A 25240-nucleotide genomic window follows, 5' to 3' on the forward strand; every position below is an offset into this window, starting at 1 on the left:
GAGAGGGGCACCGGTGAACGACCGATACGACGCGGGAGACGCCAGCTACGGCGCCGGCCCGTACGAAGTCGTCGGCTACGACGAGTACGGCCGGCCCGTGTACCGGCAGGTCCCGGCACAGCAGGCGCAAGCGACCTACGACCAGTACGCCCAGCAGGAGGACGCCTACGGCTACGACCCGTACCCCACCGGCCAGCAGCCACCGGCGTCCTCCTACGGCTCCGCCCAACAGCCGCCCGCCTACGACCCCTACGGCACCCAGGCCCCGTACGACCCCTACGGCACCGGCGCCCACGACACCGCCTCCTACGACCCTTACGGGCAGGCGGCGAGCAGCGGGCAGCACCCCCGGGTCGCCGGGCAGACCGCCTACATCCCGCACCAGGCCGGCCCCGCGGAGGACACGCACGCCCCGCCGGAGCCCGAGCGGCAGGGCGACTCGGACGAACCGGACCACGGCACCGAGCAGTTCGCGTTCGTGGAGGAGCCGGACGGCGACTCCGAGGACGTCATCGACTGGCTGAAGTTCACCGAGAACCGCACCGAGCGCCGCGAGGAGGCCCGCCGCCGAGCCCGCAGCCGGATCACCGCCCTCCTCGTCGCCCTCGCCCTCGTCGCCGTCGGCGGTGCCGGCTACCTCTGGTACGCCGGAAAGCTGCCCGGTCTGTCCTCCTCGGGTGCCGAGACCGGCACCGGCACGCCCGTCGCCGCCCAGAAACGTGACGTGATCGTCGTCCACCTGCACAACACCGGCAAGGGCGGCACCTCCACGGTGCTGCTGGTCGACAACGCCACCACCAAGCAGGGCACCACCGTCCTGCTGCCCAACTCCCTCGCGGTGGCCGGTGACGACGGCTCCACCACCACCCTCGCCAAGTCGGTCGACGACGACGGTTCCTCCGGCACCCGCGACCAGCTCGACACCGTCCTCGGCACCGACATCCAGGGCACCTGGCGCCTCGACACCCCCTATCTGCAGAACCTGGTCGATCTGGTCGGCAACATCGAGATCGACACCGACACCGACGTGCCCGATCCCGACACCAAGAAGAAGGGCGCCGCGCCTCTCGTCCACAAGGGCGCCGGCCAGACCCTCAGCGGCAAGATGGCCGTCGCCTACGCCACCTACCGCGCCGCCGGCGAGTCCCAGAACGCCCAGCTGGAGCGGTTCGGCCGGGTCATACAAGGCGTCCTGCGCAAGGTGTCCTCCGAGCCGTCCTCGGCCACCACCACCGTCCAGACCCTGGCGCAGATCCTCGACCCGCCGCTCACCGACAAGGACCTCGGCACCTTCCTCGCCAAGCTCGCCGACCTCGCCAAGAACGGCGACTACAAGACCGCCCTGCTGCCCGTGCAGGCCGACGGCACGCTGAGCGCCGAGACCAGCGACAGTGTGGTCAGGGACATCCTCGGGGGCACCGCCAAGAGCCCCGACGCCGGCTCCGCGGTCCGGGTCTCCGTCCAGAACGCCACCGGCGTGAAGGACGACTCGGAGAAGGCCCGCGTGGTGCTCCTCAACGGCGGCTTCACCTTCCTGGAGGGCGGCACCGCCTCCGGCACCCAGGCCGCCTCGAAGGTGTTCTACTCGGACGCCTCCCACAAGGCCGACGCCGCCGAGGTCGCCAAAACCCTCGGCCTGTCCGCCGGCTCCGTGACCAAGGGCACCGTCTCCTCCGGAGCAGAGGTCTCGGTCGTCCTCGGTGCCGACTACAGGCCCGCCGCATCCTGACGACGCGGTGACGCGGGCCGGGGCACCCCACGTGAAGCCGTTATCACGTGGGGTGCGGCGGGTGGTCCGTGAGACCCTTGAGGTCCAGTGACCGCCGACGGAAAGCCATGTAGTGACCGCCACCGACCGTTCCCTTGAGCTCATCAACACCGCCGCCCAGGCGGCGGCCGACAAGCTCGCCCACGACGTCATCGCCTACGACGTGAGCGACGTGCTGTCGATCACGGACGCCTTCCTGCTGGCCTCCGCCCCGAACGACCGCCAGGTCAAGGCCATCGTCGACGAGATCGAGGAGCGCCTGCAGAAGGAACTCGGCGCCAAGCCGGTCCGCCGCGAGGGCGACCGCGACTCCCGCTGGATCCTGCTCGACTACGTCGACATCGTCGTCCACGTCCAGCACAGCGAGGAGCGCGTCTTCTACGCTCTGGAGCGGCTGTGGAAGGACTGCCCCGAGCTGGAGCTGCCCGCAGACGCAAAGGCCACCCGCGGCAAGGCCCAGGAGCACGCCAAGCTGCAGGCCGCCGAGGCCGACCAGGAAGCGGGCGGGGAGTGGCGGTGAGCGCCACCGGAGAGGTGGCCGACCGCAGGACCCGGGGCCGCCGCATCATCCTGTGGCGGCACGGCCAGACCTCGTGGAACGTGGAGCGCCGCTTCCAGGGCAGCACGGACGTGGAGCTGACCGAGACCGGTGTCGGCCAGGCCCGCCGCGCCGCCCGGCTGCTCGCCTCCCTCGGCCCCGACGCGATCGTCTCCTCGGACCTGCAGCGGGCCGCGAACACAGCCGCCGAGCTGGCCGCCCTCACCGGTCTCGACGTCACCCGCGAGGAGGGCCTGCGCGAGACCTACGCGGGCGTCTGGCAGGGACTGACGCATGACGAGATCATCGCCCGCCACGGCGACGAGTACGCCGCCTGGAAGCGCGGCGAGCCGGTCCGCCGCGGCGGCGGCGAACTGGAGAGCGAGGTGGCCGACCGGGCCGCTCCCGTCGTGCTGCGGCACGCGGAGAAGCTGCCCGAAGACGGCACCCTCGTCGTCGTCAGCCACGGCGGCACCATCCGCACCACCATCGGCCGGCTCCTCGGCCTGGAGCCCCAGCACTGGGAGAGCCTCGGCGGCCTCTCCAACTGCTGCTGGTCCGTGCTCGGCGAGGGCGCCCGCGGCTGGCGCCTGCTCGAGCACAACGCGGGCACCCTCCCGGAGCCCGTCCTCGGCGACGACGACTGAGCGTCCCGCGGCGCCCTGACCCCGGATTTCACTTTCCGGCAGGTCACAGGCTAAAGTTCTTCTTGTTCGACCCGCCGAGCGGGAAGAACACGAGGGGCTATAGCTCAGTTGGTAGAGCGCCTGCATGGCATGCAGGAGGTCAGGAGTTCAATTCTCCTTAGCTCCACTGATCGGCACTCTGTTGAGTTGTCAAAGATCGGTGATGAAGATCCCGTCTCCCTCAGGAGGCGGGATTTTCTGCGTTCAGAGGCGGATCATTTCGTCGGCGTCCACCTCCCTCGGCGGCCACAGCGGCTGTCTGCGCTCCCGCAGCACCCCGATCTTCCGGCGCGCCTCGTCGTCCGCCGGTCTGTAGACCACGATCCGGCACTCGGGCATCCCGTCGATGGACAGCGACTGGGAGGTCATCCGCATCTCGCCCACCGCCTCATGCCGGAAGGTCTTCACCCGGGGCCCCGGAGGCGTCACCTCACCGCTCGCCCACAACTCGGCGAAGTACGGGCTGACCGCGCACAGCGCGCGTATGTACTCCTCCCAGGCCGGTTCCCCCACGTGTCTGCCGTACGAGGACCGCAGCGTCGCCACCATCACCGGCAGCTCGCGCTCGCGGTGCACCATCGGGCAGGTGTGCTCCGGCACGGTGAACAGGGTCCACAGCACATTGGGCACGCCGGTCGCGTGGGTCTGCGGAACCACGAACAGATCCCGGTAGGCCGGGTTCGTGGCCAGGACGTCGTACCGCGCGTTGTAAACCACCGCCACCAAAGGATCCAGCGCGTCGATGATGGCCTGCACCTCGGGGCCGACCTGCCGGATCAAGCCCTCCGCGTCCGGCTCGAACGGCACCTCCGCCAGCCGGTACAGATGCTCCCGCTCCGGCGGCTCCAGCCGCAGCGTGCGCGCGACCGCGTCCAGCACCTGCGGGGAGGCGTTGATCGGCCGGCCCTGCTCCAGCCAGGTGTACCAGGTCACGCCCACGCCCGAGAGCTGGGCGACCTCCTCCCGGCGCAACCCGGGAGTGCGCCGCCGCAGCCCCGGCGGCATCCCCACGTCGGCCGGTGTCACCCGCGCGCGCCGGCTGCGCAGAAAGGCGGCCAGCTCAGACCTGCGCCGCTGGGTACCCGTCGTCCTCGTCGCCATCGTCAAGCCCCCGTCGTCCCCGTATCCATCGTCGGCACCGGGCCCGCCCCTGCCAGGTGCTGGCAGTACCAGCATCGGCGGGCTCTCGGCACGGGTACCGGCCCGTCGTCAGGCTCGACGCCATGACGACGACATCCCGCACCGGGCCGGGCACCGAGCCCGTTCCCAACCCTGCGACCAGTGAAGCATCCGCCACTGACAGTGACACCTCGAGCGTCGAAGACGCCGAGCCGCCAGCCAACGGCAGCGGCCCACCGGTGGCTTCCGGCGGCGCCCCGACCGTCACGTACAGTGAAGCACCTGCCACTGACAATGGGCCCCGGCTGCTGCTCACGGTCCTGCTCGCCGCTCTGTTCATGGCGGCCCTCGACGTCTTCATCGTCAACGTCGCGGCCCCCACCATCGGTTCCGAGCTGCATTCCTCCGGTGCCGACCTGCAGCTGGTGATCGCCGGTTACGCCATCACCTACTCCGTGCTGATGATCACCGGCGCCCGGCTCGGCGACCGGCTCGGCCACGGCCGGGTCCACCTCGCCGGGCTCGCCCTGTTCACCGCGGCCTCGCTGGCCTGCGGTCTGGCGCAGGGATCGACCGAGCTGATCGTGTTCCGGCTGGTGCAGGGCGCGGGCTCGGCGCTGATGATCCCGCAGGTGCTCAGCCTGATCCAGCGCACCTTCACCGGGGAGGCCCGGGCCCGGGCGCTCGGCGCCTACTCGGCGGTCCTCGCCGTGGGCGCCGCGGCCGGGCAGATCGCCGGCGGGGTACTGGTCAGCGCCGATCTCCTCGGCACCGGCTGGCGGCCGGTGTTCCTCGTCAACGTGCCGGTCGGCGCCGTTCTGCTCGTGCTGGGCAGGCGGGTGCTGCCCCTGGGCGCGGCGGGCGGAAAGGAACGCGCCCGGCCACTCGACCTGCCCGGACTCGTGCTGCTCGGCGCGGCCGTGTCGCTGCTGACGGTCCCGCTGGTGCTCGGGCAGGAGGAGGGCTGGCCCGTATGGTCCTGGCTGTCGCTGGCCGGAGCGGTGGTGCTGTTCGCGCTGTTCTGCGGCTACGAGTCCCGGCTGGCCCGGCGCGGCGGCGCCCCGCTGATCGCGCCCCGGGTGCTGCGCCATCCCGGCATGGGCCTGGCCGTCCTCCGCATCCTCGCGGTGATGTCGGTCAACGCCGGGTTCCTCTTCGCGCTGACGCTGCATGTCCAGGGTGGCCTCGGCTACAGCGCGCTGCGGGCCGGCCTGAGCTTCGCGCCGACCGCGGCCGTGTTCGGCACCGTCAGCCTGACCTGGCGAAAGTGGCCCGCGGCCTGGCAGCGGGCGCTCACTCCGGCGGGTTTCGCGCTGACCGCGGTGTCCGTCGCCGTGGTGGGGCTCGCCTTCCAAGACGGCGGCGACGGGGGAGCGGCCCTGTACGCGGGATATGTGGGGCTGGGTGCCGGGCTCGCGCTCGCCTTCAGCCCGACGCTGACCGGCGCGCTGGCCACCGTGCGGCCGCAGGACGCGGCGGACGCCGCCGGCCTGCTGGCGACGATCGCCCAGCTCGGTCAGCTGATCGGCGTGGCGTCTTTCGGCACACTGTTCCTGAACCGGCTTGAGTCAGCGGGGGCACTGCGGCCGTATACCTCTGCGGAGGCGTTCTGGGTGTGCGCTTGGGCGCTGGTCGGAACGGCCGCGATCGGGGCTGTGTCCGGACTGGTACTGAGGCGTCGCTGACCGTATTGGTCCGGCCGTGGCAGAATCAAACGGCCGGAAGGGGGCGCGACCCGACGGGAGGGAGTAGCGATGCCTGCGAGCATCCTTGGGGAGGTCGGCCACCTCCTCGGTGCGGCGTTGATACGGGATACGACCATCCGGCTCAGCTGCCCTTCCTGCGGTTCCGCGCACGTGGCCCAAGTACTCGGCGACAACGGCGGAATCTCCTACGTGTGCACGGCCTGCGGCCACAGCTGGAGCTGATCGATGGGTGCACACAGGCGAAAGTGCGACTGGTGCGGCAGTGGTACGCCGATCGTCCGTGACATGGAGCCGATCAATCCCGACTACCAGTACTGGTGCGAGGAATGCGCGCGGGCGCTGATCATAAAAGGCGACCCGATCGAGACGTACCGGGAATTGGAGGGGGAGCCGATCTACGGCCGTCTCCTCGAGGAGCACTGCACGCTCAAGAGGTTCTATTCCTTCGTCACGGCTTGACGGACCGTACCGGGGCCGGGCCTCGGCAACGATGTCCACGCCAGCACGAGGAAGAGCGCACCGACACCTCCGTAGAGGGCGGAGAGTGTCAACTCCACGCTCCCCTGGTGCATTTCGGGGCGCCCGGCGCCGTGGGGCACCCACCACGGCGCGTACGAGCAGAACACCAGCAGCGAGGCCAGGGCCGCCGCCCTGTGTCCGCGTGTCCACAGCAGCAGGACGAGTGGCACGCACCACACCCAGTGGTGCGTCCAGGACACCGGGCTGATCAGCAGCGCGGTGACCGCGCAGGCACACACCGCCCAGGCCCGCCGTCCGCGCAACTCCGCCGCCACGGCCGCCGCGAGGCCCAGGGTGGCCGTCACGGCCGCGAGGGCGGCCCAGAGGGGTCCCGGGTCCGGGGTGTGCAGAAGGCGGGCCAGAACGCCGCGCAGGGCCTGATTGGCGGTGTCCTCGGCATGCCCGACCCGGCCCGCGCGGAAGACCATGTCCGTCCAGAACCGCCATGAGTCGTACGGCAGGGCGGCCGCCGCCAGCAGCGTCGCCCCGGTGAACGCGACGGCCGCCCCGCGCGCGTGCCGCAGCCATGGCCCTCCGTCCCTGCCGCCGAACCGGGCCGCGACGCCCGTGACGAGCAGGAACACCGGGAACAGCGCGGGTGTGAGCTTCATCGCGGCGGCCAGCCCCAGCCCCGTCCCGGCCCAGCGGGCGTAGCGGCCGGTGGGGTGGCGGGACAGGTCCCACAGCACCAGAACGGCCAGCAGCAGGTTGACCTGGCCGTAGCGCAGGGTCGTCCACACCGGCTCGCACCACACGGCCGGCGCCGCGACCCACCAGGCGGTCTCCACGCGCGCGTGGCCGACGAGTTTCAGCGACAGCCGCACGAACACCACCAGCAGGGCGAGGTTGCCGGCCGTCGCCAGCGCGCGCAGGGGAGCGGTGTCCAGCAGGGACAGCGGTGTGAACAGCAGGGCCGCGAACGGCGGATAGGTGGTGGGCAGGTGCGCTGCGGTCGCCCGCAGCGCGTAGAGGTCGCCGCCGGCGCGCACGGTGGCGCCCTCGGCCCGGTAGACCATCAGGTCGATCATCGACACGTGCGCGGCCCGCTGGGCGGCCCAGAAGGCCGTGAACGACGCCAGGCACACCAGCAGGGCGACCGGTGCCCGGCGGGCTGCGGAGAACGCGATCACGGTCACGAAAGCCGACATTAGCCCCCGAACACGAGCAGAGCGGAAACCGATTTGGTACTGCCCCCCCAGGACCGTGTAATGTTGGCGTCGCCGCCAGGGAAACCGGGCGACACGGTCGAATAAGCGGCTCCGCCGCTTGGCCACAAGGGGCTATAGCTCAGTTGGTAGAGCGCCTGCATGGCATGCAGGAGGTCAGGAGTTCAATTCTCCTTAGCTCCACAGAAGTCGAAGGCGGATCATCTCAACGGATGGTCCGCCTTCGGCGTGTTCCGAACGAAACGACACACCCGAACGGCGACGGCGGGTCACCCGGTCCGGGTGACCCGCCGTCGCCTTGTTCAGCGGCCGAGAGCGCGCCGGCCGCGGCCCTGGGAGAGGACCGGCAGATTGCGTGACGGCGCCTGCCCGCGCGTGTCCTCCTCGATGCGCAGGGCGAGCGCCGGGCAGCGGCGCACCGCGCGCAGAGCCTTCGCCTCCGCGTAGCGCGGGACCTGCGCCTGCGCCACGGTCGGGAAACCGTCCGCGCCCAGTTCGAAGACCTCCGGGAGGATGTCGGCGCACAGGCCGTGACCCCGGCACAGCGTCCAGTCGACGTAGATCTTCTGGCGGCTGGCGCCGGTCTCCTCGGGCTCTCCGCCGCCCAGGAGGCCCGTAGGACCCCTGCCCCCCTCGAAGAGCGGCAGAACGCCCTCCACGGGCCGTCCGCAGCCGTTCCCGAGGACATGGGCGGCCAGGTCGTCGGTGAACGCCTTGATGGTCGACTCCAGGAACATCGCCGAGCCGTCCGGATGCGAACACGCCCCGCGCCGCTTGACGTTCTTGGCGACCTGCTTCAACGCCTCCAGGGCGGCCGGTCCGCCGCCGTTGAGGATGTCCTCCATGCCGCGCGCGGCGGCGGGCAGTCCGAGGTAGCAGGGGCCGCACTGGCCGGCGCTCTCCTCGGCCAGCCACTGCGCCACCCGCAACGACTCGCCCAGCGGGCAGGTGTCCTGGCTGATCGGCAGGATCGCGCCCGCACCCAGCGAACCGCCCACCGCGTCCAGTGAGTTGCGGGAGACGATCGCCTCGTTGACGGTCGCCGCGTCGATCCACTTGCCGTGGTAGCCGCCGGTCAGCACGCCCTGCGGCAGCGGCGGGGCCCCGGCCAGCTGCAGCACGTAGCGCAGCGGCACGCCCGTGGGGACCTCGAGCACCATCGGGCGGGCGACCGCGCCGGAAACCGTCAGCATGACGGTGCCCGGCTCGTCGTACAGCCCCGTGTTGCCGTAGCGCTCGGGGCCGATGCGGGCGGCGATGGCCAGCTGCGCGAACGTCTCCGCGTTCGACAGCAGTGTGGGCGCGCCGCCGACGCCGCTCTGCGAGGCACTGATCTTGCGGCCGGGCGGGATCGCCGGGCCGCCGTCGACCGAGCGGATCAGTGAGGCGGCGGCGCCGGTGACCATGCGCACCGGATTGCGCTGCACCCACGCGCGTAGCGCCGATCTACGGCTGTTGCTCAGACCCCGTTCGGCGAGTGCGGCCTCCATGGAGCGCTGTGTGGACTCCCGGGTGACGCCGATCACGAGCGTGCGCGCGCCGAGCGCCTCGGCACACAGCAGTGCGCCGTCCAGGATCAGGTGCGGGGCACGGTTGATGAGCACCGTGTCCTTGCGGCAGGCGGGTTCGTCCTCGCTGCCGTTGACCACGACGACCGGCCGCACCCCGCGCTTGATCGCCGACTCGGCGACCGAGCGCAGCTTCCTGTGGAAGGGGAAGCCCGCGCCGCCCCTGCCCTTGAGGTTGATGCGTTCGGCGAGCTGCGCGAGCTGTTCGCCGCCCAGCGGGTCGAGCGGTCCGTGCACCTTCAGGTGCATGGGCAGGTCGAGCCGTTCCACAAGGTCGAAGCCCGACGTGAGCTGGGGAAGGCCGACCACGCGGACTTCTGGGACGTCGGGCAGGGCCTCGTTCACCTATAGCCTCCGGAAGGCATGTTCCAAGGTTCGCCCGAACCCGGCGCGTCGTAGGAGACGCCGGGGGTTGGTTCAGTGGCGGGACCGCTGTTGAACGTGTCACTCGGGTTGTACGTGCTGTAGAGGCCGTTTGTCTCACCGGTGTCGTACACGTCACTTCCGCCGTACCCGGTCGGGCCCGGATTGCCGTAGGCCGGGATGGTGTATCCGGTGTCCTGGAGCGGGTCGTACACGGACGGGGGGGCCTCGCCGACCGGTGGCGGGGACGGGATCGGCCAGCTGCCCGAGGTGCTGGAGGGGCCGTCGACGCGCGGGACCGCCTCCGTGGGCTGGAGGTCCAGGGGCAGGTCCATGCGCGCGGTCTCGGCCGCGAACGGCTGCTGGGACCGGCCCGGTGTGGACACCGCACGGTAGGCGGCCGCGAAGCCTGACGCGGGTTCCGCGGAGGGGGCCGCGGGGGACTGGTACAGGGGTGCGGTGAAGGAAGCCGCGGAGTCGGCGGGCGACGGCTTGGGCTCCCGCCGGCCCTCGTAGCCCGGCAGGGCCGAGTCCGCCACCCGGGAACGGCTCGCGTCCAGCTCGTCGAGTCCCGGCCGCTCCGAGCTGCCGAACAACGCCACCAGCCGGTCGGCGACCTTGCGCTTGACCGGGCGCGGGGCGGCGCGCAGCGCCAGGGCGCCCATCACGCCGAGCAGGGACAGGCTGTACAGGATCACGAAGATCGGCTTGGCCGCTCGACCCGCGTAGAGTCCGTGGATCAGCGCCGCGCACCAGGCCGGATAGGCCAGCATGTGCATGGCCCGCCAGCGGGCGGCGACCGGGGCGGGCGTGGCGAAGTTGCTGCGCAGGGCGCCGGTGACGCCCACGAAGATCATCAGCAGGCCCGCCAGCGAGCCCAGGCCGATCAGACCGCCGATTCCGGTGAGACCGAGCGAGAACGGGATGATCGCCGCGATCAGCTGCGTGTGGCCGAGCGCCACCTTCGTGGTGATGTGCAGCAGCAGGAACGCGATGGAGGCGACCGCGGTCGTCCGGTGCACCGCCTGGCCGACGATCCGCTGCCGCGTGTTCAGGAAGATCCGGTCCTGGGCGAACAGACCCCAGATCACCGAGCAGCTGAGCGCCACGAGGGACAACACGCCCGCACCGAAGTTCAGGAACTCGCGGAACTGGCTGCCTCCGACCAGCACGATCAAGGGTATGAGCAGCAGGACGACAGCGGACGCCACCCCATAGGCCGAGCGGCCCGGCTTGGGGAGCGAAGTGGTACTACGACGAGGGTTCATGGGGGCAACTCCGAGCAGTTCCGGGAAAGCGGTCCCGCTGCCGAACTCTAAGTGGCGTCATACCGATCAGTACGAGGTTTGAGTTATTGCGTTGTTATCAACGGACAATCTGACTTAGGCGATGTCCCCTGGTGGGCGGTACGCGAAGTAATCTTTGACCTTGATTCAGTTCCGGCGTGGTTCGTGGCATGTCCACCACTCATACGCAAGCGCGTCGCGGCTTGCTCAAGCGCTGCGGTACCCTAGCGCCATGCGTGCCGTACGCCTTCTGCTTAGCGGGCCGCGCTGATCAGTACCGACCCCCGGTCCAGCCGTGAGGTCGGCATCGGCGCGGCGTCCCCTCCTGTGTGAGGGGATTTTTCGTTTCCGCACGCAGAGACGATCGATGGAGCTTTGAGGATCATGAGCGAGACGAACCCCGCTGCCGCCGCCGAGGTGGCCGCGCCGCACCGCTACACGGCCGCCATGGCAGCCGACATCGAGGCACGCTGGCAGGACTTCTGGGACGCCGACGGCACCTACGCGGCGCCGAACCCCAAGGGCGACCTGGCGGGCGACCCCGAGCTGGTCGCCAAGCCCAAGAAGTTCATCATGGACATGTTCCCGTACCCCTCCGGCGCCGGCCTGCATGTCGGCCACCCGCTGGGCTACATCGCCACCGACGTCTACGCCCGGTTCCAGCGCATGACCGGCCACAACGTCCTGCACACCCTGGGCTTCGACGCCTTCGGCCTGCCCGCCGAGCAGTACGCCGTGCAGACCGGCACGCACCCCCGCGTCTCCACCGAAGCCAACATCGCGAACATGAAGGCCCAGCTGCGCCGGCTGGGCCTGGGCCACGACAAGCGCCGGTCCTTCGCCACGATCGACCCGGACTACTACAAGTGGACCCAGTGGATCTTCCTGCAGATCTTCAACTCCTGGTACGACGAGAAGGCGAAGAAGGCCCGCCCGATCTCGGAGCTGATCGACCGGTTCGAGTCCGGTGAGCGGACGATTCCGGGCACCACGCGCGCGTGGAGCGAGCTGAGCGGCACCGAGCGTGCCGACGTCCTGAGCGAGTACCGCCTGGCCTACGCCTCCGAAGCGCCGGTCAACTGGTGCCCCGGCCTGGGCACCGTACTGGCCAACGAGGAGGTCACCGCCGACGGCCGCTCCGAGCGCGGCAACTTCCCCGTCTTCAAGGCCAAGCTGCGCCAGTGGAACATGCGCATCACCGCCTACGCCGACCGGCTGCTGGAGGACCTGCTGGAGCTGGACTGGCCCGAGGCCATCAAGCTGCAGCAGCGCAACTGGATCGGCCGCAGCGAGGGTGCCCGCGTCGACTTCCCGATCGACGGCGAGCACATCACGATCTTCACCACCCGCCAGGACACCCTGTTCGGCGCGACGTACATGGTGCTGGCGCCCGAGCACCCGCTGGTCGAGAAGTTCACCCCCGCGGCGTGGCCCGAGGGCACGCACGAGGTGTGGACCGGCGGCCACGCCTCCCCGGCCGAGGCCGTCGCCGCCTACCGCGCGCAGGCCGCCTCGAAGTCCGACGTCGAGCGGCAGGCCGAGGCCAAGGACAAGACCGGCGTCTTCACCGGCGCCTTCGCGACCAACCCGGTCAACGGCGAGCAGATCCCCGTCTTCATCGCCGACTACGTCCTGATGGGTTACGGCACCGGCGCGATCATGGCCGTCCCGGCCCACGACACCCGCGACTTCGCCTTCGCCCGCGCCTTCGAGCTGCCGATCCGCTGCGTGGTCGAGCCGAGCGACGGCCGCGGCACGGACACGTCCGCCTGGGACGACGCCTTCGTGTCGTACGACGCGAAGATCGTCAACTCGCACGGTGAGGACGTCTCGCTGGACGGCCTGGGCGTCGTCGAGGCCAAGGCCCGCATCACCGAATGGCTGCAGGCCAAGGGCATCGGCGAGGGCACCGTCAATTTCCGGCTGCGTGACTGGCTGTTCAGCCGCCAGCGGTACTGGGGCGAGCCCTTCCCGATCGTCTACGACGAGGACGGCGTCGCCCACGCGCTGCCTGAGTCGATGCTGCCGCTGGAGCTGCCGGAGGTCGAGGACTACAGCCCGCGCACCTTCGACCCGGACGACGCAGACACCCAGCCCGAGACGCCGCTGTCGCGCAACGAGGAGTGGGTCAACGTCACCCTGGACCTGGGCGACGGGCCGAAGAAGTACCGCCGCGAGACCAACACCATGCCCAACTGGGCCGGTTCCTGCTGGTACGAGTTCCGCTACCTGGACCCGCACAACGACCAGAAGCTGGTCGACCCGGAGATCGAGCAGTACTGGATGGGCCCCCGCGAGGGCCAGCCGCACGGCGGTGTCGACCTGTACGTCGGCGGCGCGGAGCACGCCGTCCTGCACTTGCTGTACGCCCGTTTCTGGTCCAAGGTCCTGTACGACCTGGGGCACGTCTCCTCCCCGGAGCCGTTCCACAAGCTGTTCAACCAGGGCATGATCCAGGCCTACGTCTACCGCGACAGCCGTGGCATCGCGGTGCCGGCCGCCGAGGTGGAGGAGCGCGACGGCGCCTACCACTACCAGGGCGAGAAGGTCAGCCGCCTGCTGGGCAAGATGGGCAAGTCCCTGAAGAACGCGGTGACCCCGGACGAGATCGCCGCCGAGTACGGTGCCGACACGCTGCGCCTGTACGAGATGGCCATGGGCCCGCTGGACGTCTCCCGTCCCTGGGACACGCGTGCGGTGGTCGGCCAGTTCCGGCTGCTGCAGCGGCTGTGGCGCAACATCGTCGACGAGAACACCGGCGAGGTCACCGTCACCGACGCCGAGCCGGACGAGGAGACCCTGCGCGCCCTGCACAAGGCGATCGACGGCGTCCGCCACGACCTGGAGGGTCTGCGCTTCAACACCGCCATCGCCAAGGTCACCGAGCTGAACAACCACCTGACCAAGGCCGGTGGCGCGGTGCCTCGGGCCGTCGCCGAGCCGCTGGTGCTGATGATCGCTCCGCTGGCCCCGCACATCGCCGAGGAGCTGTGGCGCAAGCTGGGCCACCCCGGCTCGGTCGTCCACCAGGACTTCCCGGTCGCGGACCCGCAGTACGTGGTGGACGAGACCGTGACCTGCGTCGTGCAGATCAAGGGCAAGGTCAAGGCCCGGCTGGAGGTGTCGCCGGCCATCTCCGAGGAGGAGCTGGAGAAGGTGGCGCTGTCCGACGAGAAGGTCGTCGCGGCATTGGACGGGGCGGGCATCCGCAAGGTGATCGTGCGGGCGCCGAAGCTGGTGAACATCGTTACGGCGTGACGACCGGGCACTGGCAGGATCCGGCGTCGGGGTAGTCCCCTACGGGCAGGTTCGGGGTTCTCCTGGAACTCCGAACCTGTCCGTTGCGTTTACCGTGGAGAGCACAGCGGTTCGTGCCGTGCCGGCCGGAGGAGGAGCGTCATGGAAGCAGTGATCGCCGTGTTCGCCCTGCTCTTCCTGCTCTTCATCGGCCTGGGCGGCTACGCCATGGTCAAGGCGGTCGGCGCCGCCAAGCGCGGGGTGGACCGGACGATCGCACAGGCCCGCCGCACGGTCGAGGACCACACCCTGCGCGCCAAGTCCTTCGCCCAGATCGGCCCGGCCGGCGAGATCGCGCAACTGCGGCTCGCGCTGCGCACCTCCATGCGTGCGACGCAGGACGCGCTGTACGCGGGCCCGGCCGAGGACGAGTCCCTCAAGGAGTCCCTCGGCCTGTTCGAGCGGCTCAGCGCGCACGGCCACGAGCTGGACGCGGACCTCAAGCGCCTGGAGTCCGAGCCGGACCGGGCCACGCTCACCGCGCGCCTGCCCGAGCTGCGCAGCCGCACCGAGCGCATCACCAACTCGGCCGACTCGCTGCGCTGGGCCGTCCGCGACCGGGCGGGCCGCTTCGCCGACGACGATCTGGGATCGCTCAGCGCCCAGATAGACATCGAAGCGGAAGCCCTGCGCCACTGGACCCGGGCCGCGAACACCCGGACATCCCCGCAGTGGCCGGACGCCCCCACCGCCGCCGACGGCCCGGCAGCGCGGCAGACCCGGCAGCGGACACCCGGTTCCCACGCCGCCCAGGACCCGGACGCCCACGCGATCAGCTCACCGCCGCCGCGCCCCGCGTATCCCTGGCAGAAGAAGCCCCGCCCCGAGAGCACCACTTGACGAGGGCCGTTCCGGCCCGCACGGCAGGGGCCGGGCTGCCGCGCGAGCGCTACGGCAGGTAATCTCCAGCTCATGTCCCGCCATGTCGCGATCGTCACCGATTCAACGGCCTACCTGCCGCCGCGGACGATGGAGCGCCACGGCATCACAGCGGTACCCCTGACCGTGGTCCTCGGCGACCAGGCGCTCGAAGAGGGCACCGAGATCTCGACGCGCTCCCTGGCCCAGGCGCTGCAGAAGCGGCGCTCCGTCACCACCTCCCGCCCCAGCCCTCAGGTCTTCGCAGAGACCTACCGCAGGGTCGCCGAGTCCGGCGCGACCGGAATCGTCTCCCTGCACCTGTCCGCGGAGCTGTCCGGCACCTACGACGCGGCGGTCCTCGCGGCGCGCGAGGCACCGGTACCCGTGCGGGTGGTGGACACCGGGATGGTCGCGATGGCCCTCGGGTTCTGCGCGCTCGCCGCGGCCGGGGTGGCGGAGGCCGGCGGCACGGTGGACGAGGCCGTCACCGCCGCCGAGAAACGGGCGGCGGGCACGTCCGCCTATTTCTACGTCGACACCCTCGACTATCTGCGCCGCGGCGGCCGCATCGGCGCCGCGCAGGCCCTCCTCGGCTCCGCACTCGCCGTCAAGCCCCTGCTCCAGCTGGACGGCGGCCGCATCGAGCTGCTCGAGAAGGTCCGTACGGCTTCCAAGGCGATCGCCCGACTGGAGGAGATCGCCGCCGAGCGGGCGGGCAGCGCGGAGGTCGACATCGCCGTCCACCACCTCGCCGCCCCCGACCGCGCCGCCGCCCTCGCCGACCGGCTGCGGGTGCGGGTGCCTGGCCTGGCCGATCTGCATGTCAGCGAGATCGGAGCGGTGATCGGGGCACACACAGGACCCGGGCTGCTGGGAGCGGTGGTCTCGCCGCGCTGACGGCGGCCGGATCACCTCGTCCGGTTTCACTCGTTCGGGTGGCGGAGTTTTCCACAACCGGGCGGTATTCCCCGGGAATTCACCAAGATCATCGTGAGTCGGCGGGATGTTCCATGCTCGTCGCATGGCACTTCGATCACGTTCACGCACAGCCACTCCGACCAGCGGCCCCGGCCGCGGCCCCGCCTCCGACGGCCGCATCCGCAACCGCCGCGGCACCGACCACCGCCGCGCCCGTCACCGCCCGCCCGCACCGTCACAGGAGTTGCGCCGCCGGGCGGAACTCCTCTTCGGTGAACGAGCCGTGCGCCGACGGGAGTCGGGGAACGGACCGCCGGACGGGGACCGGCCCGCCGGCACGGCACCGGCCACGGTGACGGTCACGGGCCCGGCACCGGGACTGACGCCGGCGCGGACGACAGCTGCGGCCACACCAGGGCTGATGCTGACTCCGGAGCCCGAAGCGGCGGCATCCGTGGCCGCGTTGGAGCCGGACGCTCCCGTCGCGCCGGACTGGCGGGAGCGGGCCGGGCTGGCGCTGCGCGAGCGGACGCCGGTGTGGTTGCAGACGCGGTGCGGGGTGGAGCGGCGGGGAGTTCTCGCGCTCGCCGTGGTGCTCGTGGCCGCCGCGGTGTTCGCCGTGCAGCACTTCTGGACCGGCCGCACCCAGTCGATGCGCGCCCCTCAAGTGGTGCGTGCCGAGGCGCCCTACGCCCAGCGACACGAGGCCGCGAAGAGCGGTGCCGCCGTGGGCGCCTCGGCGGCACCGGGCGGGGAGGTCGTCGTGGACATCAGCGGCAAGGTCCGGAAACCGGGCATCCTGCGGTTGCCGGCCGGTTCCCGGGTGGCCGACGCGCTGCGGGCGGCGGGTGGCGTCCGTCCGGGCGTGAGCACCGAAAGCCTCAACCGGGCCCGTTTCCTGGTCGACGGCGAACAGGTCGTCGTCGGCGCATCCGCCGGGGCGCCGGCTCCACCCGGCCCGATGGGCGGGACGGCAACCGGATCTGGGGGCACGGGCCCCACGGCCCCTGTCTCCCTCAACACGGCCACCGCGGACCAGCTCGACACCCTGCCGGGAGTCGGCCCGGTGCTGGCCCAGCACATCATCGACTACCGCACCCAGCACGGCGGTTTCCGCTCGGTGGACGAGCTGCGCGAGGTGAACGGCATCGGCGACCGCCGCTTCACCGACCTCCGAAGTCGGGTCCGGCCATGAGCCGCGTGCTCGGCGAAGTCGCCCTCGGCCCCGAACCGGAGGAACGCGGGAGTGCGCAAGCCGACCGGGCGGGCCCCATGGACCTGCGCCTCGTGCCGCCTGCCCTCGCGGCCTGGGCCACGGCGGCCCTGACGCTGGACGCACCGGCGTGCTGGACCACCGGGATCGCGGTCGTCTGCTTGATCGGCGCAATCCTGCTGCTGTCGATGCGGCGACCGGGACGGGCTGCACGGGCGGCGCGGGGCGAGCGGGCGGTACCGGGTGAGCACGCGGCGCGGAGCGTACGGGCGGTACGGGGTGCGCGGGTTGGGCAAGCCGGGCGGGTCGAGCCTGTCAGGCCGGCCGGACCGGGAGAGACGGCCGGGCGGGGCGAGCGGTTCGGACGGCCCCAGCCGGTCGGGCGGGGTCTGCGCGCGGTCCGACGGCGCTCGCGCACCCCAGCGGAGGAGCTTGCCCACGACCGGATGACATGGGCCCGCGCGTCGGTCGCCGCCGTGCTGCTCTGCGTCGCCGCGGCCGCCGCCTCCGCCGGGCTGCATGGCGCGGACGTGCGGCGCGGGCCGGTGCCCGAGCTGGCCCGGCGGTTCGCGACCGTGACCGCCGAGGTCGAGGTGACCGGCGACCCCTGGCTGAGCCGGCCGCGGGTGCGCGGCGATCACACGGCGCCCATGGCAGTGCTGGCCCGGGCTGAGGTGCGGCAGGTCGAGAAGAGCGACGGGACGAGTGTGCGGACACGGGCTCCGGTGCTGTTGGTCGTCGACGCGGACGTGCCGGCACCGGGGCGGAGCGCCGTGCGGAACGGGAGTTCCGAGGAATCGGCATCGGAGGGGGGCGTCGTGCGGAGCGGCGACTCCGCGGAACTGCCGGAGGCGGCCGGCCGGGACGTGCCGGGTTGGCGTGGTGCGCGGAGCGGGAGTTCCAAGGAGCCGCCGGTGACCGCTGCGCGTGGAGGGCCGGGTGGGCGTGGTGCCTGGCTGGGGCTGCTGCCGTCCACGCGGCTACGGGTGGGTGGGCGGCTGGCGCCCGCTCTGACGGGCGGTGACCGGACCGCGGCCGTGCTGCGGGTGCGCGGCCGGCCGGAGCCGCGGATCGTGGCCGGCCCCAGCGCGCCGCAACGGCTGGCGGGGCGGCTCAGAGCTGGCCTGCGAGAGGCGACCGACGATCTGCGGGGGGATGCGCGGGCGCTGCTTCCCGGACTGGTCGTCGGGGACACCTCACGGATCACGCCCGAACTGGACGAGGCCTTCAAGGAGACGGACCTGGCGCACACGCTCGCCGTCTCCGGCAGTAACCTCACCGTCCTGCTCGCCCTGCTCATCGGACCGCCCGGCCTGGCCCAGCGGACCGAGCGCCGCGGCCTCGCCCCGCGCCTGGGGCTCTCACTGCGGGCGACCGCCCTGTGCGCGGGAGCGCTGACGCTGGGATTCGTGGTCGTGTGCCGACCCGACCCCAGCGTGCTGCGGGCCGCAGCCTGCGGTGCGGTCGCGCTGCTCGCCCTGGCCACGGGGCGCCGCAGATCCCTGGTCCCGGCGCTGGCCACGGCCGTACTGCTGCTGGTGCTGTACGACCCGTGGCTGGCCAGAAGTTACGGCTTTCTGCTCTCCGTGCTGGCCACCGGCGCGCTGCTCGTCCTGGCACCGGGCTGGAGCGAGGCGTTGCGGCGGCGCCGTGTGCCTCCGCGGCTCGCCGAGGCACTGGGAGCGGCCGCCGCCGCGCAGGTCGTGTGCGCGCCGGTGGTGGCGCTGCTGTCGGCCCGGGTGAGCCTGGTGGCGGTGCCGTGCAATCTGCTGGCCGAGGCGGCGGTGGCGCCGGCCACGGTACTGGGGTTCGCGGCGCTCGCGACGGCACCGATGGCGATGCCGGCGGCCAAGGCACTGGCCTGGTGCGCGGGTTGGCCGGCCGGGTGGATCGCCGGAGTCGCCCGGACCGGGGCGGCGCTTCCCGGCGCGGGAGTGGACTGGCCGGGGAGCTGGGCGGGAGCGCTGTGGCTCGCGGTGGTCACGGTGGCTGTCGTCCTGGCCGGACGGAGGCTGCTGCGGCACCGGTGGTGGTGCGGACTGCTCGGAGCGCTGCTCCTGCTGGTGGTCGTCCGGCCGGCGCCCCTGACCCGGGTGATCACGGGATGGCCGCCACCGGGGTGGCGGTTCGCCATGTGCGATGTCGGGCAGGGCGACGCGACCGTGCTGGCGGCCGGAGCTGGAGCGGCGGTGGTCGTGGACGCCGGGCCCGATCCGGTGCCGGCCGACCTGTGCCTGCGGCAACTGGGCGTCACGCGCATCCCCCTCCTCGTCCTCACCCACTTCCACGCCGACCATGTGGCAGGCCTGCCCGGTGTTCTGCGGGGCCGCTCGGTGGCCGAGATCGAGACGACGGGCTTCGAGGAACCCGCCGAGCAGGCCGAGTTCGTCAGAAGGGAGGCGGCCGAACGGCACATCCCCGTCACGCGGGCCGTCGCGGGGGAGGAACGGCGTACCGGACCGCTGGCCTGGCGCGTCGTCTGGCCTCCGCCGAGCGAGCGGCTGCCCTCGGGCGCACAGGTACCCCCGGCATGGCCGGGCGCCTTGCCGGAGCCGGACGGACCGAACGACGCCAGCGTCGCGCTGCTCGTCCGCACGGGCGGACTGCGGATGCTGTTGCTCGGCGACCTCGAACCCCCGGCGCAGCAGGCCTTGCTGAGATCTCGGGTGGCGGCCGAGCTGGCCGGTGTGGACGTCCTGAAAGTGGCCCATCACGGCTCGGCCTACCAGGACCCGGAGTTGCTACGGCTCGCGGCTCCCCGGGTGGCCCTCATCTCCGCAGGCGCCGACAACCCGTACGGTCACCCGGCACCGTCGACCGTCGCCGCGCTGCGGGCCGGTGGCGCGGTGGTGCTGCGCACCGACCGGGACGGAGCGCTCGCGGTCGGCGGGACCGGAGGAGCGGGCGGGGAGGTGCGGGTGACCAGAGAGTGAGGCAGGGAGTGAGGCAGGGAGTGAGGCAGGGAGTGAGGCAGGGAGTGAGGCAGGGAGTGAGCCAGAGGGTGAGGGTGTATGAGCCGCGTGCCGTGCCGTGCCGTGCCGTGCCGTGCCGTGCCGTGCCGTGCCGCGCCGGTCCGGCGCAGGTCCGGGGCTGTCGCTCGCCCAGACTGGAGCCATGAACTCAGCACTGGTCGATGCCTATCTCCTCCGGCTCGGGGCGGCGCGCCCGCGACGGCCCACCAGCGAGGCCCTGCGCGAGCTGCACCTGCGCCATCTGCGGACCGTTCCCTTCGAGAACCTTTCCGTCCACCTCGGCGAGGAGATCGCGCTGGAGGAGAAGCGACTGCTGGACAAGGTGGCGGGGACCCGGCGGGGCGGTTTCTGCTACGAACTGAACGGCGCGTTCGCGGGGTTGCTCGCCGCCCTCGGCTACGAGGTGGAGCTGCTCGCGGCACGCGTGTACGGCGACGAGGGGCGGCTCGGGATCCCCTACGACCATCTCGCGCTGCGGGTACGGACGGCGGACGGGGACACCTGGCTCGCGGACGTCGGGTTCGGGGCGCACAGTCACCATCCGCTGGCGTTCGCGGAGCGTGAGGAGCAGGACGACCCGGGCGGGAGTTTCCGCCTCGTGGACGCCGGGCCCGACGCGGCGGGGGTGCGGGGCGGCGGCGGTTCGGCGGGCGCCGACCTGGACGTCCTGCGGGACGGCAGACCCCAGTACCGGCTGGAGACGCGGCCCCGGGTGCTCGGGGACTTCGCGGCCGGTGCCTGGTGGCACAGCACCTCGCCGCTGTCGCACTTCACCAGCTCGCTGGTCTGCTCACGGATCACCGAGGACGGAGGGAGGATCACGCTCGGCGGGCGCACGCTGACGACGACGGCCCCCGACGGCTCGCGCGACAAGCGGGAGTTGGAGACGGACGAGGAGGTGCTGGCGGTGTACCGGGAGCGGTTCGGGCTCGAGTTGGACCGTGTGCCGGCTGTGCGGGATCGGAACACCCGGTGATTCGGTTCGGCCGAGGGCTGGATGACCGTGCCGGAGAATCGGTCCGTGAGCGATGTGAGACACGTGCTGGTGCTGCCCGACCGTGATGCCGCCGAGGAGGCGGCCGAGGCACTGCGGGAGCGCTTCGGGATCGACGAGGAGCCTCAGCTCGTCCGGGACGCGCTGGCCGGCGAGGACGACGCCGAGGACGCCCAGTGGCTGGTGGTCCTGCGCGACGAGAAGGAGCGGCTGGACCCGGCGGAGCTGGACGCGTTCGCGGGGACGTGGGACGGCTGGCGCGAGGAGCCCTGACCCCGCCCCCGAGACGGACTCCGGTTGCGGGTCGGGGACCGGCCGGGGTGCACCGCCGGTTCGTTGTCAGTGCCGCGTGGGATGCTGAGGCGATGGCCAGGAAGACTGCGAACGACGACCCTCTCGCCCCGGTGACGCTCGCCGTGGGCCAGGAGGACCTCCTGCTCGACCGTGCGGTGCGGGAGGTGGTGGCCGCCGCCAGGGCCGCCGACGCCGACACGGACGTACGCGACCTCACTCCGGACCAGGTGCAGCCCGGCACGCTCGCCGAGCTGACCAGTCCGTCGCTCTTCGCCGAGCGCAAGGTAGTGGTCGTACGCAACGCGCAGGACCTCTCCGCCGACACGATCAAGGACGTGAAGGCGTACCTCGGGGCGCCCGCGGAGGAGATCACCCTCGTGCTGCTGCATGCGGGCGGTGCCAAGGGCAAGGGGCTGCTGGACGCCGCGCGCAAGGCAGGGGCGCGGGAGGTGGCCTGTCCGAAGATGACCAAGCCGGCGGACCGGCTGGCCTTCGTCCGGGGGGAGTTCCGCGCCTTCGGGCGGTCGGCCACGCCCGAGGCGTGCCAGGCGCTCTGCGACGCGATCGGCAGTGACCTGCGCGAGCTGGCCTCGGCGGTCTCGCAGCTGGTCGCCGACGTGGAAGGGACGATCGACGAGGCGGTCGTCGGGCGGTACTACACCGGCCGGGCCGAGGCCTCCAGCTTCACGGTCGCCGACCGGGCCGTCGAGGGGCGGACGGCGGAGGCGCTGGAGGCGCTCAGATGGTCGCTGGCGACGGGGGTGGCGCCGGTGATGATCACCAGTGCGCTGGCGCAGGGCGTGCGGGCGATCGGGAAGCTGTCCTCCGCGCGTGGGGGACGCCCGGCCGATCTGGCACGCGAGCTGGGCATGCCGCCGTGGAAGATCGACCGGGTGCGGCAGCAGATGCGGGGCTGGACGCCCGACGGTGTCGCGCTGGCGATGCGCGCGGTCGCCGAGGCCGACGCGGGCGTGAAGGGCGGCGGAGACGACCCCGAGTACGCCCTGGAGAAGGCGGTCGTGACCATCGCCCGGGCGGCACGGTCCCGGGGCCGGGTCTGAGGCCGATCCCGCCGGTGCCGTCCAAGAAACCGTGATCCAGTCGTGCCGGTGCCGGTGCCGGTGCCGGTGCCGGTGCCGGTGCCTGTGTCCGTGCCGGTGGCGAGGAGAAAACGTAGCCGTCGGCTGACGCCCGGCGCATGCCGAAGGCCCCGGTGCCCGCCCTGGGGAAGGGAGGGCGCCGGGGCCTTCGGACCGAGCTTTTGGATTCGCACCCGCGTGGCGAACGCAGGCCGCGTACGAATCCGGGGTGCCGGACGGGAGCGGATGAGAGAGGGCCCGCTCTGGGTCCTGCCGGCGATCAGATCAGAAGGAGTTTTCAGCCCTTGAGGGACGCGACCTTGGAAGCAAGCGCCGACTTCTTGTTGGCGGCCTGGTTCTTGTGAATGACGCCCTTCGAGACGGCCTTGTCGAGCGCACGCGCGGCAGCGCGCTGCAGCTCGGTGGCCTTCTCGACGTCACCCGCGGCAGCGGCCTCACGGGCCTTGCGGACCGCGGTCTTCAGGGAGGACTTGACGGCCTTGTTGCGCAGCCGAGCCTTCTCGTTGGTCTTGATCCGCTTGATCTGGGACTTGATGTTCGCCACGAAGGAGCCTTTTCAGGTTCAGGTGCGGGGCCGCTCGGGTCCCGTACCGGTGATCCAAGAATTTTCTGGTCGTGCCTCGCGCTGAGAGGGCATGAGGCACAGCCATCTACAGTACCAGTGGCCCTCCGGACGGCCCAAAACGGCCCCCGGTCCCTGCCCGTGGGACCATGGAGACTACGTATCGATCCGACCCGAGGCATAAGGCGCCTCAAGAGACAGGACCCTGCGTGCCCGCGACCCCTAACCATGTGCCCGAGCCGAGCCGTACCGCCCCGGCTCAGATCCGCAACTTCTGCATCATCGCGCACATCGACCACGGCAAGTCCACGCTCGCCGACCGGATGCTCCAGCTGACCGGTGTGGTCGAGCAGCGGCAGATGCGTGCTCAGTACCTCGACCGGATGGACATCGAGCGCGAGCGCGGCATCACGATCAAGTCCCAGGCGGTGCGTCTGCCCTGGGCCCCGACCGAGGGCCCCGACCAGGGCACGACCCACATCCTCAACATGATCGACACCCCGGGGCACGTCGACTTCACCTACGAGGTCTCGCGGTCGCTGGCCGCCTGCGAGGGCACCGTCCTCCTCGTCGACGCCGCCCAGGGCATCGAGGCGCAGACCCTCGCCAACCTCTACCTGGCGATGGAGAACGACCTCACGATCATCCCGGTGCTGAACAAGATCGACCTGCCGGCCGCGCAGCCGGAGAAGTTCGCCGAGGAGCTGGCGAACCTGGTCGGCTGTGACCCGGAGGACGTGCTCAAGGTCTCCGCCAAGACCGGTCTCGGCGTGGACGCGCTGCTGAACAAGGTCGTCAAGGAGATCCCGGCGCCGGTCGGGGTCGCCGACGCGCCCGCCCGCGCGATGATCTTCGACTCGGTCTACGACTCCTACCGCGGTGTCGTGACGTACGTCCGTGTCATCGACGGCCAGCTCAACAAGCGCGAGCGCATCAGGATGATGTCGACCGGCGCCACCCACGAGCTGCTGGAGATCGGGACCAACTCGCCCGAGATGCTTCCCGCCGACGGCCTCGGCGTCGGTGAGGTGGGCTACCTGATCACCGGTGTGAAGGACGTCCGCCAGTCCAAGGTCGGTGACACAGTCACCAGCCACGCCAAGGGCGCGACCGAGGCGCTCGGTGGCTACAAGGACCCGAAGCCGATGGTCTTCTCGGGGCTGTATCCGCTCGACGGCTCCGACTACCCGGAGCTGCGCGAGGCCCTCGACAAGCTGCAGCTCAACGACGCGGCGCTCGTCTACGAGCCGGAGACCTCCGCCGCCCTCGGCTTCGGTTTCCGCGTCGGCTTCCTCGGCCTGCTGCACCTGGACGTCATCCGGGAGCGGCTGGAGCGCGAGTTCGGCCTCGACCTGATCGCCACCGCGCCGAACGTGGTCTACCGCGTGGTCATGGAGGACGGCACCGAGTACACCGTCACCAACCCGAGCGAGTTCCCGGAAGGCAAGATCCGGGAGGTCTACGAGCCGGTCGTGCGCGCCACCATCCTGGCGCCGACCGAGTTCATCGGCTCGATCATGGAGCTGTGCCAGACCCGGCGCGGCACCCTGCTCGGTATGGACTACCTGTCCGAGGACCGGGTCGAGATCCGCTACACGCTTCCGCTCGCGGAGATCGTCTTCGACTTCTTCGACCAGCTGAAGTCCAAGACGCGCGGGTACGCCTCCCTCGACTACGAGCCCACCGGCGAGCAGACCTCCAGCCTGGTCAAGGTCGACATCCTGCTCCACGGCGACAAGGTGGACGCCTTCTCCGCGATCACCCACAAGGACGCGGCGTACGCGTACGGGGTGCGGCTGGTGGCCAAGCTGCGCGAGCTGATCCCGCGCCAGGCGTTCGAGGTGCCCATCCAGGCCGCCGTCGGCTCGCGCGTGATCGCCCGTGAGACCATCCGCGCCATCCGCAAGGACGTCCTCGCCAAGTGCTACGGCGGTGACATCTCCCGTAAGCGGAAGCTGCTGGAGAAGCAGAAGGAAGGCAAGAAGCGGATGAAGATGGTGGGTTCCGTGGAGGTTCCGCAGGAAGCCTTCATCGCCGTCCTGTCCAGCGATGACAGCGCGGGGCCGGCCAAGGCCAAGAAGTAACCGCTGGTAACAGTGGGTGACGTCCGGAAACCGGGCACACCGGGGCCCGTCGTACGAAAGTGCGGCGGGCCCTACGCGTGCGTAGCGTCGCTCTGAGTGGAAAGTGACAGGCCGAGGCCCCTTACGCAGCGGCCGGTCGCGGCTTACTCTGATCCCTGCTCGATAGTTACTCGCGAGTTAAACAACAGCGCGAAACCCCACCGTGAGTTAACCCAGCCGCACGAGT

General features: G+C 71.4%; 20 protein-coding genes and 2 tRNA genes. 17 read left to right on the plus strand and 5 right to left on the minus strand.

Translation table 11 applies throughout. The annotated features are described in order from the left end of the window. Positions 1-13: 13 nt before the first annotated feature. The 4 genes from AC07C1_RS06265 to AC07C1_RS06280 all read left to right on the plus strand — a co-directional run bounded on the left by AC07C1_RS06265 (position 14) and on the right by AC07C1_RS06280 (position 3119). Positions 14-1729, plus strand: coding sequence for an LCP family protein (locus AC07C1_RS06265; RefSeq protein WP_478937269.1), 1716 nt, complete (start codon positions 14-16; stop codon positions 1727-1729). Positions 1730-1841: 112 nt separating this feature from the next. Continuing rightward, positions 1842-2288, plus strand: a complete 447-nt coding sequence (rsfS, locus tag AC07C1_RS06270) for a ribosome silencing factor (RefSeq protein WP_478937271.1) — start codon at positions 1842-1844, stop codon at positions 2286-2288. Next, positions 2279-2953 carry a histidine phosphatase family protein gene (locus AC07C1_RS06275; protein WP_478937272.1) on the plus strand — a complete coding sequence of 225 codons (675 nt, stop codon included), beginning with the start codon at positions 2279-2281 and terminating at the stop codon, positions 2951-2953. Before rsfS ends, AC07C1_RS06275 begins: the two co-directional genes overlap by 10 nt. A 93-nt stretch (positions 2954-3046) precedes the next feature. Then, positions 3047-3119 (plus strand) — tRNA-Ala (locus AC07C1_RS06280). Between the two features lie 77 nt (positions 3120-3196). Here the strand turns inward: AC07C1_RS06280 and AC07C1_RS06285 are convergent. Continuing rightward, positions 3197-4093 (minus strand): helix-turn-helix transcriptional regulator, encoded by an 897-nt coding sequence (locus AC07C1_RS06285; RefSeq protein WP_478937274.1) that lies wholly within the window; start codon positions 4091-4093, stop codon positions 3197-3199. A gap of 356 nt (positions 4094-4449) precedes the next feature. Between AC07C1_RS06285 and AC07C1_RS06290 the strand changes: the two genes are divergently transcribed. From AC07C1_RS06290 to AC07C1_RS06300, 3 genes are all read left to right on the plus strand, one after another. After that, positions 4450-5796, plus strand: coding sequence for an MFS transporter (locus AC07C1_RS06290; RefSeq protein ID WP_478937814.1), 1347 nt, complete (start codon positions 4450-4452; stop codon positions 5794-5796). A 69-nt stretch (positions 5797-5865) separates the two neighbouring features. Further along, complete coding sequence (locus tag AC07C1_RS06295; protein ID WP_478937276.1) at positions 5866-6039, plus strand: hypothetical protein; 174 nt, start codon at positions 5866-5868, stop codon at positions 6037-6039. Between the two features lie 3 nt (positions 6040-6042). Continuing rightward, positions 6043-6276, plus strand: coding sequence for a hypothetical protein (locus tag AC07C1_RS06300; protein ID WP_006136074.1), 234 nt, complete (start codon positions 6043-6045; stop codon positions 6274-6276). Here AC07C1_RS06300 and AC07C1_RS06305 read toward each other — a convergent pair. Continuing rightward, entirely contained in the window at positions 6255-7484 is a 1230-nt protein-coding gene (locus tag AC07C1_RS06305) for a glycosyltransferase 87 family protein (RefSeq protein ID WP_478937278.1), read from the minus strand. The two genes, AC07C1_RS06300 and AC07C1_RS06305, sit on opposite strands and share 22 nt — an antisense overlap. Positions 7485-7612: 128 nt before the next feature. Here AC07C1_RS06305 and AC07C1_RS06310 point away from each other — a divergent pair. Next, positions 7613-7685 (plus strand) — tRNA-Ala (locus AC07C1_RS06310). Positions 7686-7804: 119 nt separating this feature from the next. Here AC07C1_RS06310 and AC07C1_RS06315 read toward each other — a convergent pair. Both AC07C1_RS06315 and AC07C1_RS06320 read right to left on the minus strand, forming a co-directional pair. Beyond that, positions 7805-9415 carry an NADH-ubiquinone oxidoreductase-F iron-sulfur binding region domain-containing protein gene (locus AC07C1_RS06315; RefSeq protein WP_478937280.1) on the minus strand — a complete coding sequence of 537 codons (1611 nt, stop codon included), beginning with the start codon at positions 9413-9415 and terminating at the stop codon, positions 7805-7807. Further along, positions 9412-10701, minus strand: coding sequence for a cytochrome b/b6 domain-containing protein (locus AC07C1_RS06320; RefSeq protein ID WP_478937282.1), 1290 nt, complete (start codon positions 10699-10701; stop codon positions 9412-9414). The genes AC07C1_RS06315 and AC07C1_RS06320 overlap by 4 nt, the downstream gene beginning before the upstream one ends. Before the next feature lie 402 nt (positions 10702-11103). On the opposite strand from AC07C1_RS06320, the gene leuS reads away from it, so the two are divergent. From leuS to holA, 8 genes are all read left to right on the plus strand, one after another. Next, on the plus strand, positions 11104-13977 hold the full coding sequence (gene leuS / locus AC07C1_RS06325; protein ID WP_478937284.1) for a leucine--tRNA ligase: 2874 nt from the start codon (positions 11104-11106) through the stop codon (positions 13975-13977). A 141-nt stretch (positions 13978-14118) separates the two neighbouring features. Then, positions 14119-14856 carry a hypothetical protein gene (locus tag AC07C1_RS06330; protein WP_478937285.1) on the plus strand — a complete coding sequence of 246 codons (738 nt, stop codon included), beginning with the start codon at positions 14119-14121 and terminating at the stop codon, positions 14854-14856. 72 nt (positions 14857-14928) lie between these two features. After that, complete coding sequence (locus tag AC07C1_RS06335; protein WP_478937286.1) at positions 14929-15774, plus strand: DegV family protein; 846 nt, start codon at positions 14929-14931, stop codon at positions 15772-15774. A gap of 124 nt (positions 15775-15898) precedes the next feature. Next, complete coding sequence (locus tag AC07C1_RS06340) at positions 15899-16990, plus strand: ComEA family DNA-binding protein (protein WP_478937287.1); 1092 nt, start codon at positions 15899-15901, stop codon at positions 16988-16990. Positions 16991-17454: 464 nt separating this feature from the next. Next, the gene (locus AC07C1_RS06345) at positions 17455-19941 is read left to right on the plus strand and encodes a ComEC/Rec2 family competence protein (RefSeq protein ID WP_478937816.1); all 2487 of its coding nucleotides are present in this window, start codon (positions 17455-17457) and stop codon (positions 19939-19941) included. Between the two features lie 181 nt (positions 19942-20122). Beyond that, a complete protein-coding gene (locus tag AC07C1_RS06350) occupies positions 20123-20956 on the plus strand; it encodes an arylamine N-acetyltransferase family protein (RefSeq protein ID WP_478937288.1) in 834 nt (277 codons plus the stop codon). 45 nt (positions 20957-21001) lie between these two features. Next, complete coding sequence (locus AC07C1_RS06355; protein WP_478937289.1) at positions 21002-21247, plus strand: hypothetical protein; 246 nt, start codon at positions 21002-21004, stop codon at positions 21245-21247. Between the two features lie 92 nt (positions 21248-21339). Then, the gene (gene holA / locus AC07C1_RS06360; protein ID WP_478937290.1) at positions 21340-22329 is read left to right on the plus strand and encodes a DNA polymerase III subunit delta; all 990 of its coding nucleotides are present in this window, start codon (positions 21340-21342) and stop codon (positions 22327-22329) included. Between the two features lie 316 nt (positions 22330-22645). On the opposite strand, the gene rpsT is transcribed toward holA, so the two are convergent. Then, positions 22646-22912 carry a 30S ribosomal protein S20 gene (gene rpsT / locus AC07C1_RS06365; RefSeq protein WP_089106790.1) on the minus strand — a complete coding sequence of 89 codons (267 nt, stop codon included), beginning with the start codon at positions 22910-22912 and terminating at the stop codon, positions 22646-22648. 227 nt (positions 22913-23139) lie between these two features. On the opposite strand from rpsT, the gene lepA reads away from it, so the two are divergent. Further along, on the plus strand, positions 23140-25014 hold the full coding sequence (gene lepA / locus AC07C1_RS06370) for a translation elongation factor 4 (protein ID WP_478937292.1): 1875 nt from the start codon (positions 23140-23142) through the stop codon (positions 25012-25014). Positions 25015-25240 lie beyond the last annotated feature (226 nt).

The sequence above is a fragment of the Streptomyces sp. NPDC045022 genome (assembly GCF_056432605.1).